This window comes from Nocardia sp. NPDC046473 (assembly GCF_040645995.1).
In the GTDB taxonomy this organism is placed as follows: domain Bacteria; phylum Actinomycetota; class Actinomycetes; order Mycobacteriales; family Mycobacteriaceae; genus Nocardia.
The window spans coordinates 264,705-279,475 of sequence record NZ_JBEYZJ010000011.1 but is presented as its reverse complement, the minus strand read 5'-3'; the positions used below and the strand labels follow the sequence as shown (position 1 = coordinate 279,475).

Annotated in this window: 18 protein-coding genes; 6 read left to right on the top strand and 12 right to left on the bottom strand. The window is 65.9% G+C overall.

Going from position 1 to position 14,771, the window contains the following annotated elements:
* Positions 1 to 9 precede the first annotated feature (9 nt).
* Positions 10 to 912 (bottom strand): iron uptake transporter permease EfeU, encoded by a 903-nt coding sequence (efeU, locus tag ABZ942_RS36610; protein ID WP_357390346.1) that lies wholly within the window; start codon positions 910 to 912, stop codon positions 10 to 12.
* A 312-nt stretch (positions 913 to 1,224) separates the two neighbouring features.
* Between efeU and ABZ942_RS36605 the strand changes: the two genes are divergently transcribed.
* On the top strand, positions 1,225 to 1,629 hold the full coding sequence (locus tag ABZ942_RS36605) for a hypothetical protein (protein ID WP_357390344.1): 405 nt from the start codon (positions 1,225 to 1,227) through the stop codon (positions 1,627 to 1,629).
* Positions 1,630 to 1,758: 129 nt separating this feature from the next.
* Here the strand turns inward: ABZ942_RS36605 and ABZ942_RS36600 are convergent, their stop codons facing one another.
* Together ABZ942_RS36600 and ABZ942_RS36595 are read right to left on the bottom strand one after the other, a co-directional pair.
* Positions 1,759 to 2,106, bottom strand: a complete 348-nt coding sequence (locus ABZ942_RS36600; RefSeq protein WP_357390342.1) for a hypothetical protein — start codon at positions 2,104 to 2,106, stop codon at positions 1,759 to 1,761.
* Between the two features lie 85 nt (positions 2,107 to 2,191).
* On the bottom strand, positions 2,192 to 2,920 hold the full coding sequence (locus tag ABZ942_RS36595) for a dienelactone hydrolase family protein (RefSeq protein ID WP_357390545.1): 729 nt from the start codon (positions 2,918 to 2,920) through the stop codon (positions 2,192 to 2,194).
* Between the two features lie 147 nt (positions 2,921 to 3,067).
* On the opposite strand from ABZ942_RS36595, the gene ABZ942_RS36590 reads away from it, so the two are divergent.
* Entirely contained in the window at positions 3,068 to 3,532 is a 465-nt protein-coding gene (locus ABZ942_RS36590) for a MarR family transcriptional regulator (RefSeq protein ID WP_357390340.1), read from the top strand.
* Between the two features lie 163 nt (positions 3,533 to 3,695).
* Here ABZ942_RS36590 and ABZ942_RS36585 read toward each other — a convergent pair whose 3' ends face one another.
* Together ABZ942_RS36585 and abc-f are read right to left on the bottom strand one after the other, a co-directional pair.
* Positions 3,696 to 4,304 (bottom strand): CatB-related O-acetyltransferase, encoded by a 609-nt coding sequence (locus ABZ942_RS36585; RefSeq protein ID WP_357390543.1) that lies wholly within the window; start codon positions 4,302 to 4,304, stop codon positions 3,696 to 3,698.
* A 73-nt stretch (positions 4,305 to 4,377) separates the two neighbouring features.
* The gene (gene abc-f / locus ABZ942_RS36580; RefSeq protein ID WP_357390338.1) at positions 4,378 to 5,985 is read right to left on the bottom strand and encodes a ribosomal protection-like ABC-F family protein; all 1,608 of its coding nucleotides are present in this window, start codon (positions 5,983 to 5,985) and stop codon (positions 4,378 to 4,380) included.
* A 157-nt stretch (positions 5,986 to 6,142) separates the two neighbouring features.
* On the opposite strand from abc-f, the gene ABZ942_RS36575 reads away from it, so the two are divergent.
* Positions 6,143 to 6,787 (top strand): TetR/AcrR family transcriptional regulator, encoded by a 645-nt coding sequence (locus tag ABZ942_RS36575; protein ID WP_357390336.1) that lies wholly within the window; start codon positions 6,143 to 6,145, stop codon positions 6,785 to 6,787.
* A gap of 57 nt (positions 6,788 to 6,844) precedes the next feature.
* On the opposite strand, the gene ABZ942_RS36570 is transcribed toward ABZ942_RS36575, so the two are convergent.
* Positions 6,845 to 7,420 carry a TetR/AcrR family transcriptional regulator C-terminal domain-containing protein gene (locus ABZ942_RS36570; RefSeq protein WP_357390334.1) on the bottom strand — a complete coding sequence of 192 codons (576 nt, stop codon included), beginning with the start codon at positions 7,418 to 7,420 and terminating at the stop codon, positions 6,845 to 6,847.
* A gap of 70 nt (positions 7,421 to 7,490) precedes the next feature.
* Here ABZ942_RS36570 and ABZ942_RS36565 point away from each other — a divergent pair, with 70 nt between their 5' ends.
* On the top strand, positions 7,491 to 8,759 hold the full coding sequence (locus ABZ942_RS36565; RefSeq protein ID WP_357390332.1) for an FAD-dependent monooxygenase: 1,269 nt from the start codon (positions 7,491 to 7,493) through the stop codon (positions 8,757 to 8,759).
* Here the strand turns inward: ABZ942_RS36565 and ABZ942_RS36560 are convergent.
* On the bottom strand, positions 8,745 to 9,371 hold the full coding sequence (locus ABZ942_RS36560; RefSeq protein ID WP_357390330.1) for a helix-turn-helix domain-containing protein: 627 nt from the start codon (positions 9,369 to 9,371) through the stop codon (positions 8,745 to 8,747). The genes ABZ942_RS36565 and ABZ942_RS36560 overlap by 15 nt on opposite strands.
* 82 nt (positions 9,372 to 9,453) lie before the next feature.
* On the opposite strand from ABZ942_RS36560, the gene ABZ942_RS36555 reads away from it, so the two are divergent.
* On the top strand, positions 9,454 to 10,422 hold the full coding sequence (locus ABZ942_RS36555; RefSeq protein ID WP_357390328.1) for a zinc-binding dehydrogenase: 969 nt from the start codon (positions 9,454 to 9,456) through the stop codon (positions 10,420 to 10,422).
* Positions 10,423 to 10,596: 174 nt separating this feature from the next.
* Here ABZ942_RS36555 and ABZ942_RS36550 read toward each other — a convergent pair whose 3' ends face one another.
* The 3 genes from ABZ942_RS36550 to ABZ942_RS36540 form a co-directional block, all read right to left on the bottom strand.
* Positions 10,597 to 10,983 (bottom strand): VOC family protein, encoded by a 387-nt coding sequence (locus ABZ942_RS36550; protein WP_357390326.1) that lies wholly within the window; start codon positions 10,981 to 10,983, stop codon positions 10,597 to 10,599.
* Between the two features lie 89 nt (positions 10,984 to 11,072).
* Positions 11,073 to 11,606, bottom strand: coding sequence for a GtrA family protein (locus ABZ942_RS36545; RefSeq protein ID WP_357390324.1), 534 nt, complete (start codon positions 11,604 to 11,606; stop codon positions 11,073 to 11,075).
* Between the two features lie 204 nt (positions 11,607 to 11,810).
* Positions 11,811 to 12,491: a nitroreductase gene (locus ABZ942_RS36540; RefSeq protein WP_357390322.1), complete on the bottom strand. Its 681-nt coding sequence runs from the start codon at positions 12,489 to 12,491 to the stop codon at positions 11,811 to 11,813.
* A 101-nt stretch (positions 12,492 to 12,592) separates the two neighbouring features.
* Here ABZ942_RS36540 and ABZ942_RS36535 point away from each other — a divergent pair, with 101 nt between their 5' ends.
* The gene (locus ABZ942_RS36535) at positions 12,593 to 13,177 is read left to right on the top strand and encodes a helix-turn-helix domain-containing protein (RefSeq protein WP_357390320.1); all 585 of its coding nucleotides are present in this window, start codon (positions 12,593 to 12,595) and stop codon (positions 13,175 to 13,177) included.
* Positions 13,178 to 13,180: 3 nt separating this feature from the next.
* Here ABZ942_RS36535 and ABZ942_RS36530 read toward each other — a convergent pair whose 3' ends face one another.
* Together ABZ942_RS36530 and ABZ942_RS36525 are read right to left on the bottom strand one after the other, a co-directional pair.
* On the bottom strand, positions 13,181 to 13,555 hold the full coding sequence (locus ABZ942_RS36530) for a hypothetical protein (RefSeq protein WP_357390318.1): 375 nt from the start codon (positions 13,553 to 13,555) through the stop codon (positions 13,181 to 13,183).
* 250 nt (positions 13,556 to 13,805) lie between these two features.
* Positions 13,806 to 14,519 carry a helix-turn-helix transcriptional regulator gene (locus ABZ942_RS36525; RefSeq protein WP_357390316.1) on the bottom strand — a complete coding sequence of 238 codons (714 nt, stop codon included), beginning with the start codon at positions 14,517 to 14,519 and terminating at the stop codon, positions 13,806 to 13,808.
* Positions 14,520 to 14,771: the final 252 nt, after the last annotated feature.

Genomic DNA, 14,771 nt, shown 5'->3' with positions numbered 1-14,771 from the left:
CTTTCGTTGTCACGGCTGAGCCGCGGTATCTGTCGAAGAGCGAGTCGCGTGGCTCGCGCCTGCGGTGGCGGGCACCGGGCGCAGAAACAGGAACAGCACCACGACCACGTAGAGCAGCCAGGCGAGCGACTGCAGCACCGTCGGGTCGGCGCGGAAGTTGAAGATGCCCTGCGCGACCGTGCCGTACCAACTCGACATCGAGAACCACGACGAAATGTCGAACGCGTTGTGCGCCAATCCCGGCAGCCAGTCCGCGGTCTGCAGCGCTCGAATTCCGTAGGCGAGAATCCCGGCGGCGACCACGATCAACAGCACGCCGGTGTATTTGAAGAAGATGGCGAAATTGATCCGAACGGCGCCCAGATACATCAGCACCGTCAACGCCGCCGCGACCACAATTCCCAGCAGCAGACCGATCAAGGGCCAGTGACTGCCCGCGGTGTTCTCGGCGTATCCGACCATCAACAGCGCGGTCTCCACGCCTTCGCGGCCCACCGCGAGAAACGCCAGCATGGCGACCGCCACCGGACCGACATCGAGCGCATGCGCCAGGCCCGCTTTCAAATCCCCGGAGATGGACCGGGATGCCGTCCGCATCCACAAGACCATCCAGGTCACGATCACGACCGCGGCCAGCGACGCGAGCCCGGCGATCAGCTCCGCGGCGAGGCCGGTGACGGTGGAGGTGCCGTAGCGGATGCCGACGAAGATCAAGACGACCATCGCGACGGCAGCGCCCACCCCCGCCGCGACCCACTTCAACGACTCGCGACGCTGCGACTTCACCAGAAAGGCGACCAAAATCATGACCACGATTCCGGTTTCGAGCCCCTCACGCACTCCGATCAAGCCGCTGCCGAACAATTGAGCGGCGACCGAAGGTGCGCCGGAAGCAAACGCCTGCTCTGTCACATCCACTCCCAGTCGAACCAAACCGAGCCTAACCACAGTTCGGCAAGGCAAACCTAGTGTTGCACGCAGATCGGCACTTTTGAAACCCGGTCCGGAAAGGTGGGCGCGCCGTATCGATCCCGCCCAGTGCTCGCTCATCCGCGCGGGTTCCTGGTTGTTCGGTGCGCGATCCAGCGGAAACGCCGGCGCCGGGCCGCGCGGCCAGCGCGAACTGGGGAACGCGCGTGGCTATGAAATTGGTTGCCTTGCCTGACAATTGGGCTACGCATGGCGATGCGTTCGCCATACGGTGACGCCGCACCGGAGGGCTCGATGACTTTTGTGACTGCTCTATTGCTGGCAGGCTTCCTCGGAGCGATGCCCGTGGCACAAACCGACGTGGTCTGGCTGCACGACGACAGCTATGTGTCCGCAGGACAGGCCAATGCCTATGTCGACGTGCGGTGCCCAAAGGGACAAAAGGGATGGAAACTGACCGTTCATCTCACTGAGGTCAAACCCGACCAGCCATCGGCCACCGGCTCGGTGACCAACTCGCCGGTGACCTGCGACGGCGACACGCAGTGGCGTCAGCATCCGATCACCGTCCGCCCAGACACGACACCATTCTTCGCCAGCCACAACGAGCAGAACGCGGGCGTCGCCGAACTCCGCGACCCCAACGGCAACCTGGTCGGCACCAGCACTCGGCGAATGACCTTCTACGCCTGGGATTAGCTACTTAGCAACCACCAAGCCCCGCACCTCGCGCAGGAATGGCGATGGCCCCCGAACCAAACAGTTCGGGGGCCTCGAACAGCAAAGATACACCGAAGATCCCCCTCTTCGGGGGGATTCGCCAAATTATCAACGCCGGGATCGACGAGCACCCGTCAGCACCAGGGCAGACGCACCGCTTCGAGGTCCGGCGCCGACCGCAGCGCCTCGATCAACTCGGTCGGGCCCGCCACCTTCGTTCCACAGAGATCCCAATCGGACCAGGTGATCCAAGATCGGTCCGAGTCCGGCCGCCAGCCGCTGCCGCCACCGCTCGTCGTAGGTGAGTTCCGTTGTGCCCGACTCGCGCTCGTACATCGCATGTAGCAGCCACACCGCGTCGGGCCTCGGGTCGATCTGGTATCCGCACCAGCCGACATCGGTTTCCGGCGTGCCGAGCCACGAAACCAGCTCCCGATCCGCAACATTCCAGGTCACGGCGGGTAAGCGTACCCAGCACCGGGCCCGCCGCGATCAAACAGCGGCGTGTCAGAGCAGACCGTTGCCATGTGGGTTTCGAGGCTCAGGTGTTGGCCAGAGCGCGGGCGAGGAGGGGGAGCAGGCGGTCCCAGTGACGTTGGAGTGCGGCGGGGTTGAAGGCGTCGGTGTCGGACATGGTGAAGCCGTGGACGGTGTCGGGGTAGAGCTCGGCAGTGTTGCCGAGGCCGGCGCTATCGAGGGCTTGGTTGAGCTTGTCGACGGACTCGGGTGGCATGTCGTTTTCGGCGAGGCCGAGGTGGAGTTGGGTGGGGAGTTCGGGGATGAGGAGGTGTGGGCTGTCGGGGGCGTCGGTGACCAAAGCGCCTGGATGGAATCCGGCTACGGCGGCCACTCGGTCGGGGTAGGCGGCTGCGGTGCGCATCGCCAAGACGCCGCCGAGGCAGTAGCCGATCACGGCGACCGGACCGGGGCTGATCTCCGGCTGGGTGGCGAGGAAACCGAGGTAGGCGTCGGCGTCGAGCAGGACGCGTTCGGTGGTGTGTGCCATGACCAACGGGATCAACTGGGCGGCGATCGCGGGCCGGACCTCGTGGCTGATGTGCTCGGGAAGTTCGACCAGCGGTGTCGGGCCGTTGCGGTACAACAGGTTGGGGATGAGCACGTAATACCCGTGCTCGGCCAATTCGCGGGCCCGCTGCTCTAGCACGGGCCGTATGCCGAAGACGTCCATGTACAGCAGCACTGCCGGGTGTCGCGCACCGTCGTCCGGGAAAGCGGCGAACGCGTCGGCCTGGCCGTCAGCGGTGGAAATATGCAGTGTCTTGGTCTCGGTGGAAATAGTGGATCTTCCTTTCTCGGGCTGCTACCCAGCCCGCTCCATCGTTAGTGAGATAAACGTTCTAGACACTAACGAACCTAGAACGTTAGTCACACTAACGCAAGTGGGTATGCTGCCTCCATGACTACGACGTCACCGCGTTTGCGCGCCCTGCCCAGCCGGCTGTTGAGTCAGGCGGCCACCCACGGCGACCGACTGGTGTCCGACGGACTCGCCCGGATCGGCGCACGCAAGTGGCATTACGCGGTGCTGGCCACGCTGGCCGACGCAGGTCCGGCGAGCCAGGCCGAAATGAGCAGACGCACCGGCATTTACCGCAGCGACATGGTCGCGGTGCTCAACGAACTCGAACGCGACGGATACGCCCAACGAGTCCCCGACCCGAACGACCAGCGACGCAACGTCATCACACTGACCAAAGCGGGCACCAAGCGCCTGCACGAACTCGATGCCGTATTGGCCGACCTGCAACAGGAACTGCTCACCCCACTCACCGCGGCACAACGCGAACAACTCGCCGCACTACTGACCCAACTCGTCGACCATCACGACGGTCGTCACGATCGCGACCCGAGTTCGACGTAGCCGACCAAGTGGTCTGTTTCCAAAACGTCAGGTATTCGGTTCTCGTGCGACGAGTCGGTGATCGACGGACGCTGACAGTTGCTCGATACCGATTCGCCTGGAGGTGCCCATCGTGGCCGCACGCCGACCATCGCGATATGAGAACGGCGTAACGGCATATCGCTCATTTCAGGTTTGCGGCGGCGGCTTCGAGGTCGGCGATGCTGCCGGAGATGATCGCTCGGATGTGTTCGGTGAGGTGCTCGACGGGCCAGTCCCACCAGGCCACGGCCAGCAGGCGGGCAATGTCCTTGTCGTCGTAGCGGTTTCGGATGAGGCGGGCCGGATTGCCGCCGACGATGCCGTAATCGGGCACGTCGCTCACGACGACGGAGCCGGTGCTGATGATCGCGCCGTGACCGATCTGGACCCCGGGCATCACCGTTACGGCGTTACCGAACCAGACGTCATTGCCGACGACGGTGTCGCCTCGGCTCGGCAGGCCGGTGAGCAGGTCGAAGTGATCCGCCCACGAGCCGCCCATGATGGGGAACGGGAAGGTCGACGGGCCGTCCATACGGTGGTTGGCCCCGTTCATGATGAACCGTGTTCCGGTGCCGAGCGCGCAGAACTTTCCGATGATCAGCTTGTCCGGCCCGTAGTGGTACAGCACATTTCGGGTTTCGAAGGCGGTCGCATCGTCCGGGTCGTCGTAGTAGGAGTACTCCCCCACCTCGATCAGCGGCGAGGTGACCAGCGGCCGCAACTGCACCACTCGCGGCTGGCCTGACATGGGGTGGAGCACGGTCGGGTCGGCGGGAAGGTTGGGCACAGCGAAACTCCTTCGGTGCGTGGGTGATCGGATGTCAGACGGATGCCGAAGCGCGCAGGTCGAGGCGAGCGCCTCGCCAGCGGCTACGCAGCCGTCGATCGTGACTGACGATGACGAGGGCGCCCCGGTATTCGGCCAGGGCGGTTTCCAGCTCCTCGACGAGACCGGGCGACAGGTGGTTGGTGGGCTCGTCGAGCAGCAGCACGTCGACGGGCTCAGTTACCAACCGCGCCAAGGCAAGTCGCTGCCGTTGCCCGGTGGACAGGTTCTCGACGCGCGTCGAGAACTGGGCGCGATCGAACAGGCCCAGCGACAACAATCGTTCGGCATGCTCGTCGGCCTGTCCCGCACGGCCCCGGGCGTACGCCACCAACAGCGTGTCACCGGGATCGGCGGGACGCGGTTCTTGGGCGAGGTAACCGACTGTGCCACTGCGGGTTACGGTGCCATCGTCCGGCGCGAGCACACCTGCCAGCACACGCAGCAAGGTGGACTTGCCTGCACCGTTCGGACCGGTGATCAGCAAGCGGTCACCCGCGTTGAGCGTGACACTCGTCCGATCGAGCCTGCCCGCGACGGCGATGTCGGTGGCGTCGAGCACGCTGCCATCCACCCGACCGGCCCGCACCGCAGGAGTGAACCGCAGCGGTTCCGGCGGCGGTGGCACCGGGTCGGCGAGCAAGCGACGCAGCCGTTCCTCGGCATTGCGGACCCGGCTGGCCAGCGACTGCTGCACCCGTCCCCCGGCCCGGTCGTAGGCCATCTTGTTGTTGTCCTTCATCGCCCGGCCCGGCGCGACCGCACGCGCCGTGGTGGCGGCGACCTCGCGCAGCCGATCGGCGTCGGCCCGCCATTGCGCGTGCGCCTGCACCCACCGCTGCCGCGCCGCCGCCTTCTCGGTCAGAAATCCCGGATAACCGTTGCCGTAGCGGATGACTCGCCGCCGGTCCGCGTCGACCTCCAGCAGGCTGGTCGCGACCCGCTCGAGGAAGACCCGGTCGTGCGAGACCGTCACCGTGGTACCGCTACGGGTGCGCAGGTGGTCTTCCAGCCAGGTCAGGGCGTCGTCGTCGAGGTGATTGGTGGGCTCGTCCAGCAACAGCACCTCGGTGCCTGCCGCCAGCACAGCGGCCAGGCGCAGCCGGACCTGCTCGCCGCCGGACAGCCCGTCGACCGTGCGGTCGCGGTCCACCAGACCCAAGCCGAGTCCGTGCAGTGCCCGCTCCACCTGAGCGTCCGCATCGTAGCCGCCGCGAAACTCGAAAACGGTTGCCAGTTCACCATATTCGACAATCCCCGACTCATCGCCCGCGGCCATCGCGTCCTCGAGGCGGCGCAGCCGCTGCTCGATCGCGCGTAGCTCGCCGAGTGCCCGGTCGATGACCTGCTGGACGGTCATCCGCGGCGGCAGCTGCTCGTCCTGGCCGAGGTAGCCGACACCGCCGTCGGCCTGGACGACGATCTCGCCATGATCGGGCCGCTCCCGCCCGGCGAGCAGGCGAAGCAGGGTGGTCTTGCCGGAGCCGTTCTCGCCGACGATGCCGGTGCGCTCACCGGCGGCAAGCGAACACGTCACCTCATCGAGAACGCACTTGCCGTTGTAGGACTTGCTGACCGCGAGCGCGGTGATCTGGGTTCGCATATGCACACTCCGAAGCATTCGAGGAAGACACGGTCATGGGGAACCGCAGGACCGGGTGAACACTTCGGCTGAGCATCGGCTGACCTCACTAGTGCGACGGATGTTGCATTAGCATGGTGCCATAGCCCGCCCCCTTCGAGCAACCGGACAGGCGACAATGAGTTCCACACCTGCTACACCAGCGCCCCGACCTCGGCCGGGTGGCCGAACCGCCCGCATCCGCGACCAGGTCCTCGAGGCGGTCCGCGCCGAACTGACCGAGCACGGTTACGACGCGCTCACCGTGGACACCGTCGCCGCTCGCGCGGGCGTGCACCGCACCACGGTGTATCGCCGCTGGCACGATGTCGGTGGTCTGATCACCGATGTGTTCGCCGCGGCGAGCGATATGGAATGGCACCCCCGCGACACCGGCTCGCTGCGCGGCGACCTGGCGGCGCTCAACCAGGAGATCCAGGATTCGTTGCTCGAGGAACCGTCGTTCGCGGCGGCACTGATCGCGATCTCGTTCCGTTCCGAGGCGGCCGCGCATGCACTGCGGCGATTATGGGAGGACCGATATACACAGTGCGAGATAGTTATTCAGCGAGCGATCGAGCGTGGCGAACTCACGCCTCCCGTCGACGCGCGCGCCCTGCTGGTCGCCGCCACCTCGCCGATCTACCACCAACTGGTGCTGCTGCGCACCCCGCCCGACCCACAGCTCCCCGACTACGCGGCCGCCGGTGCCGCGCTCGCCGCACAGTCCGGCGCCTTCACCGACTCAACAGACGCCCCGAACACCTCAGTTGGCAACCCATGAACATCCGGTATCGAGTTACGCACGAGTTCGACTGCTGCGCACCGAAACTCACACCACCTACGCGCGCTCGACCTGCCGTGCCAAGCCATCCACGATGAGCGCCAGCCCCGCCTCGAACGCCGCCTCGGGATCAATCTGCGGCAGCTCGGCCACATCGTCTGCGCTGCGACCGATTTCGGCGTCCGCCTGCTCCTCCAACACCGCACCAACCGTGTAGCGCCCCGCCGCCAACATCGCCATCTGCGCATCCCGCTCCGGCACACCGGACGCGATCAGAAACGCCATCTTCTGCGCAATCCGGTCGAGATCCGTTGCACCAGGCCGACTTCCGGCATGCAGCCGAGCCCCGTCGCGCCGCATCAGCAGCGTCCGCCGGAAACTGCGCATGTTCTCGATGAACCACGCTCGCCAGTCGTCGTCGGGCGTCGGCAGCCGCTCCGCCGTGTGGGGCGCCATCGCGGCTTCGGCCATGGCGCCGAGCAGGTCCTCCTTCTTACGGAAGTGGTAATAGAGCGACGGCTGTTCGACGTTCAGTCGCTTCGCCAGCTGCCGCGTACTGACGGCGTCCAGCCCGACCTCGTCCAGCAGGTCGAGCGCCTCGGCGATGACATTTTCCCGGTTCAGCTTGGCCACATTGACAATCTATCAGTGATAGGCAACCATGTAAAAGATCAACCTATCACCGATAGAAAAGGTGGCTGACATGGAACTCGAATCGACAGTCCCGGCCCGGAAAGTCCTCATCTGCGGCGGCGGGATCGCCGGGCAGGCACTGGCCTTCTGGCTCGCCCGCGGCGGGCACCAGGTCACCGTCGTCGAACGCTTTTCCGCACTTCGCGCCACCGGCGCACAGGTCGACCTCCGCGGCCAGGGCATCGACGCCATCGAGCGCATGGGCCTGCTCGAGGTCGTCCGCAGCAAGCTGGTGGACGAAGCGGGCGTCTCGTTCGTGAACGCGCGAGGCAAGGCGCGCGGGACGATCATGGCCAACACCTCCGGCCAGGGTCGGCAGACGCTGACGTCGGAGTACGAGATCATGCGCGGCGACCTGGTCCGCATCCTGCACGACGCGACGAACGACGACGTGAACTACGTCTTCGGTGTGCGCGTCGACCGCTTCCAGCAGCACGGCGATCGCGTCGTCGCCCACTTCTCCGACGGCACGTCCGGCGAATTCGACCTGCTGGTCGGGGCGGACGGGCAGGGCTCACGCATCCGTCGAGCCATCCTGCCGTACGGTTCCGTCGATCCGTACTGGCCGGTGGGCATCCACATGGCCTACTGGTTCATTCCGCGCATCGCCTCCGACGGCAATATCCGCGACACCTACCACGCCCCGCACGGGCGAATGATCATGCGCCGCAGCCACAATCCGGCCGAGACCCAGGTCTATTTCGTGCTGCGGGAAACCTCCGCGGCGGCCTCGGCCATCCATCGCGAGCCGGTCGATCGCCAGAAGGAGTTCTGGACCGAGAAGTTCCGCGACGCGGGCTGGCAGACCGAGCGGTTCCTCGAGGGCATGGAAACGACCGAAAGCTTCTACTCCCAGGAGGTTCTGCAGGTGCGCACGGACACCTGGTCCAAGGGTCGCGTCGCTTTGGTCGGCGATGCCGCGCATTGTGCATCCCCGTACAGCGGCATGGGCGTCTCCGGCGCACTGGTCGGCGCCTACGTCCTGGCGGGCGAGATCAACCGGCATCCGCATGACCTGCCCAGCGCTTTGGCGAACTACGACACCGTGCTGCGACCGTTCGTCGACGAGATCCAGGCCACCGTGAAGCCGCGGCTGCTGCGACTCGGCATGCCCACCCATCAGCTCGGCATCGACGCCTTCCACACCCTCACGACCCTGGCCTGCTCGCTGCACATCCCCGAGCTCCTCGCGAGGTTCGCGAAAGAGGACCGCGGCGGCGCCTGGCCGCTCCCGGAATACCCGGAACTCGCGGAAGCGACGAGATCACTTGGGCCATAACGGCATCAATCGCGGCACCGGCGGCAGCGGCGCGGACACCGGCGAGACTTGGAAAGCCTGGATCAGCAGAGCGGCGAAGCGTCGGGAGGCCGCGACTCGTGCCGCCGGTGTGTCCGCTTGAATGCCGTTGTTGGCCATGATCATCAGGATCAGGTCGTCCAGCACGATCTCGGGGCGTAGGCGGCCAGAGTCCTTGGCGCGGCGGATCAGCTCGGCGGCGCCGCTCAGCGAGGACGTGCGGATCGCGGCGAAGTCCATCGCATGCGGGAAGGTGGACATGAAGACCGCGGTGAAGCCGTGGTCGCGGGCCTGCAGCTCACAGAGGTTCTCGAGCGTACGACAGAAGCCGTGCCAGGGATCCGGGTCGGCGAGCCCGTCATCGATGAGGGACCGGCAGGCAAGCATCTGGTCGGTGAACGCCTCGGCGACCAGCAGCTCCTTGGTCGGGAAATGTCGGTAGAGGGTGGCGGGCCCGACGCCGGCGCGGCGGGCGATCTCCCGGATCGGCACGTCGAGGCCGTCGGTGACGAACACCGCGCGGGCCTCGTCGAGGATGCGTTCGCGGTTGTCCCGGGCATCCGAACGCAGGGTGTGAGGCAAACGAGTGGTCACCTCTCTCACTTTAGCTAAACGGACGGGGGCGTCCGTTACGGTCCGGTGGTCAGCTTCGCTCGAACAGAACACGGAGAGATCAGTGAAAGCAGTGATGGCCCAAACGTTCGGCGGTCCGGAGACCCTCACGGTCGTCGACCTCCCCGACCCCAGTCCAGCCGCAGGCGAGGTGCTGATCACGACCGAGGCGAGCGGCGTCGGCGGCCTCGACACCCTGATCCGCAGTGGCGCGCTGGCCGCGTACGGCGCCGCGCCCGATCGCATCCCCGGCCAAGAGGTCGCGGGCACCGTGACCGCAGTAGGCGACGGTGTCGATCCGACATGGGTCGGTCAGCGCGTGTGGGGTTTCACCGGCGTGAACGGCGGCTACGCCGAGCACGCTACCGCCGCGGCCGACACCCTCGTCTCCCTCCCGGCGGGCCTGTCGTCCGTTGCCGCAGTGACGCTCGGTACCTCCGCGATGGTGGCCCACTTCGCTTTGCGCCATGCCCATTTCGCTCGCGGTGAGTCGGTATTGGTGCGCGGCGCGGCCGGCGGCATCGGCGTCATGGCGGTGCAGCTCGCGGCGCGTGGTGGCGCCAGGGCGGTCGCGGTAACGACCTCGTCGGCCGCACGTGGCGATCGCCTGCGCAAGCTCGGCGCGACCCACGTGCTCGACCGCGCCGGGCAAGGCGCACAAGACGCTCCCGCGAGCTACGACGTCATCATCGACATCGTCGCCGGTCCCGATCTGCCGTCGTTCTTCGGCAAACTCGAGCCCAACGGTCGCATGGTGGTCGTCGGCGCAATGGCAGGCATGCCACCTGCGGACTTCGGCGCGGCAATGATCACTGCCTTCCAAAAGTCGCTGTCCTTCGCCACCTTCAGCGCCGACACGGTATCCCTATCCGACCGCCGCACCGCAACCGCCGAACTCTTCGCCGCCGCCACCCGCAACGAACTGAAAGCAGTTGTACACGAGGTACTTTCCCTGGATCAGGCCGTACTGGCCCACCAAAAGATGGAAGCAGGCGAGGTTTTCGGCAGAATCGCGCTCACACCAGCGGCATGACATCGTCGTAGGGCACCACAGCACCTGCGGCAGGTCCGCCCCCTCGGGCGCGGGCACACCGGGCACGTCGCGGAGGTAGAGCTGGGCGACCGGCAGCAATAGTCGAACTCGACGATGACACAAGCCGAGCCGTGTCGAACACGCAACGCGAGCAACCGATTTCGACTGCGGCGATCAGGGCCGACGGGTCGCGAGGACGCAGAACTCGTTCCCCTCCGGGTCGAGCAGGACGACCCAGCTCACCGCACTTTGGCCGATGTCGGCATGTCGAGCGCCCAGGTCGAGCAGGCGGCGGACCTCGTCGTCCTGCTCTCGGTCGGTGGGGTTGACGTCGAGGTGCAGCCGGTTCTTGACGGTCTTGCCCTCCGGCACGCGCGCGAAGGTCAACGTCGGCGGGACCGGGCCTGGACGGTCCTTGCCCTCCGGCACCAGCGGGGAGCCGATGGTGACCACTCCGTCCGCTTCGTCCTGCACCTCATAGTCGAGGACCGCGCACCAGAACCGGGCGAGACCGACGGGATCGGCACAGTCGATGGCGAGCTCGGTGAACTTACTGGTCATCAGGACCTCCCGGTTGCCCCTCCGTCGACGCGTTCAACGGCTCATCCGACAGCTTAGCCATGACGGGAGTTGTTGCGTGACAGGTTATTTCAGAAGACAAAGCCCCGCAGCGCCACGAAGCGCATACCGCCGACCGCCGCCATGATGGCGATCACCGCACCCGCCTGCGCGATCGCGCCGAGGCCGGGCGCCCAGAACGCCAGCCCGGCCAACGCCGCCGTGCTGACCAGCAAGCCGATCAGTGCTAGTCCACCGCCTTCCCACTGTGCGGTGAACCAACCGACCCGTCCGGCCGCACGAAAGGTGAGCTGCCGGTGCAGTTCGTTCGCGATCACCGTGCTGACGATCGAACCTGCGACATTGGCGACCAGCGGACCGGTCCCGTTCAGCAGCATGAACAGCAGCACATAGGAAATGTTGCTGACGCCGCCGACCAGCGCGAAGCGGATCAGCTGCGCGACGGCGTGATCACCACGCAGATACCCCATTACCCGAGCGAGTCGGTCGAGCCATTCCGCGCGCAGCACCGGGTAAGCACCGATGGTCAGATCGATGCCGTCGAGGATCGAGGCGTCCCGGTAGGAGTTCCGCATCCCGGAAGTGGCGATTGCTGTGCTGTTCACGTGAATACTGTCGCTACCCCGGCTTACACCGCGCTGTCACCGAACTGACACGCCCTGACATGGTGTGCGACGCCGCCTCGGCAAAGCGCACCTCACCGAGGCGACGGGCAGGAACAGGTGCGACTACCCGCTCCTGGCCGGCCAGGCGATTCCGAACAACGATGAATCGGGCAACATCGCATTAACCGCGGAGTCGATAACCGGTCATGAGTGGAATCGGGTGGTCTCGGCGAGTTCGGCGCGGGGCACGGTGACGGTGTTGGCCGCGGCAGACTGGTCGGCGTAGCCGAAAGAGATGCCCAGCAGGACTTTTCGGTCCTGAATGCCCAGTTCGGCGCGGATGGTGTCGGCGTAGAAGCTCAGCAATCCTTGCGGGCAGCTGGCGATTCCGTACGCGGTCATTGCCAGCATGAGCGTCTGCGCGTAGATGCCCACGTCGGCGGCCATCCGCACCTCCGCGTTCGGAGCGGTGAACAGCAGCGCGACGTGTGGCGCACCGTAGAAGCGCAAGCTCTTGGCGTTATAGGCGTCTCGTGCGGCGTGGTCGTCGCGGGCAATCCCGACCGCGGAGTACAGCCGCTCGCCCGCGCACTGGCGTCGCCGCTGGTAGGCGCCGCGGTAGAGGTCGTCGCTGTAAGGGAAGTCGAGCGAGGTGTCGTTGCGGGCGTGCGCGGCCACCAACGCCTCGCCGAGTCGATCACGGGCCGCACCGCTGACCACCTCGACGTGCCACGGCTGGGTGTTGGAGTTGGAAGGGGCCGCGCCGGCCAAGGAGAAGACGGCCCGCAGCGTGCCCTCGGGCACGGGGTCGGGACGGAACGCGCGGGTGGCACGTCGTCCCCGGATCAGGTGTTCAGCGTATTCGGGCTGGTAGTCGGTGTTCATCGCCTCACGTCCATCGAGCCTTAAGTAAACGATCTCGTTTACCTAGCAAACGACCTTAGCCGAGAAACAAGCAGAGGTAAACGGTGACGTATACTTAAGACGTGGTCGAGGAACAAGAGACTGCCCGTCGTCGCGGGCGCGGAGCACGAGAGCGCATCCTGGCCGCGGCCACCGCGTTGTTCGAGACGCAGGGGATCACCGCCACGGGCATGGAGCAGGTGGCCGCGCGCGCCCCGGTCTCCAAACGCACTCTCTACCTGCACTTTCCGACCAAGGATCAGCTGGTGGTCGCGTACCTGCGCCATCTCGTCGAGGCCGGGCACACGATGGAGAGCGTGCTGGATCGGCAGGATCTACCGCCCAGACAGCGACTGCTGGAGTTGTTCACCGTGCCGGACCCCGGCGATGGGCCCATCCGAGGCTGTCCGTTCATCGATGCCGCCGCCGAGTTCCCGGATCCCGACAGCGCGGTGCACGCCTACACGCGGCAGCAGAAACAGCGCTTCACCGAACGCGTCATCGAGCAGGTGCGCCAACTCGGTGCGGCACATCCCGACGCACTCGGTGAGCAACTCGCGATTCTCGCCGACGGAGTCGCCAGCCGCTCGATGGTGTTCAACGACCCTGCGTGCGGCAAGCACGCGCGAGCCGCAGCCGCGGCATTGCTCGATGCCGCCAGCGCCTGAGAGCTATCCCAGCCACTGATTACACACGTGGATCCACTCCGGCGGCTCGACGCCGATGCCGTCGGCGGTCGATCGGCATATCGCACTCAGCGCAACACAGGCGGCCAGCTCGAGACCGCGTTGTTCGGTGAGGGTGAGAAACGGAAAGTCGTCCTCCGGGTGCGCCAGCGCGGACCAATCGCGAATGAACGCCGCGTTCATCTGCTCGCCGCCGAACTCGACGGACTCGATGCTGATGTAGCGGTCGAGGAATCGCTGTCCGATCAAGCCGACACTGTGCAGCACATGAATCGCCGCACGATCGGTGATCGAGCCGGATACCAATGCGCCACCCTCTAGTAGGTCCCGCAGTTCTTCAGCGGTATATCCGTCAGTCATTTGTCCTCCCCTGCGCGGCCGGTGATCATCCCGCGAGCACCGATCACCGAACCGCGCCTCGACAACCTCATTCGAATTCGGCGGCTTTGTCATTGGAATCCACAAGACAGGCATTGGGACAGCAATCTGACATCGAAGCCGAAATCCCCCATTCCTGTCCTCCCCTCCGCTCATCCACACCGCCGGCGACCGGACCGCGCCGCACACCCATCATCCGGCGCGGGTAGGCGCGGCGCCTTGGACAAACCTGCTACGACTCGACGCTGAACGCCATCTCGCTGGTCAACACGGCCGGCGACATGCCGAATGTCTTGTTGCACACGCGGGTGAAGTGCGCACCGTCGAAGAACCCCGCCGCATGCGCAGCCTCGGTGAGGTTGCGCCCGAGCGCGATTTCGTCGATCGCCCGAGTCATCCGCAGCCACCGCACGTAGGGCCGGAACGCTAGCCCCATCTCCTCCGAGAACAGATGAGAAAGCCTGCTCTCGGACAGTCCGACCGCACCGGCCAACTCCCGCAACCGAACCGGTCCGGCCGCGATGCGCTCCGGCAACAGGCACAATGCCGAGGAGAGCGCGGGATGTCGCATCGGTTTGACGGTCGAGCGCACATACGGCAATCCGTCCGCCCACCACCCGCCCGCGCCGAGACCGGCCAGCAGCGCGTCGCCCGCCTCGACCCACGCCGCGGCGGATTTCGGCTGCAGCACCGTCCGGCTCACCTCGACGCCGTCATCGGATTCAGCAGCGAGGTGGACCATTTCACCTTCTTCCACGCCTTGCAGCAACGCATGGCCGATATCCGGCGGAATCACCATCGCTCGGCACACGACCTCCGCTCCCGCGGTATCCGACACGACGAACTCGCCGCGCCGGGCAACCATCACCTGAACCGAATGATGTGCATGCATCGCCGCCACCGACAATCCGCCGCGATAGGACAGCACACCCGGCCGGATAGTCATCTCACCAAAACATGACAAGACTCAATCCCCCTTCGCTGAATTCCTAACTGCCACAATCACGTTAGCGTTGTCAGAATACCTCTTTCGGCACTCCCCCAGTGGCGCTCTCGCCGAGGCATGACACGTGGATGACAGTCCGGTTACTCCGACACGGGCGAGCCGACCTCGAGGTATCCGCCACTCGCCCGCCGCCGGATTTTGCTGGCACTCAATGACCTTGACGGCTGACGAGTCGAAATTTACGGTAGCAGA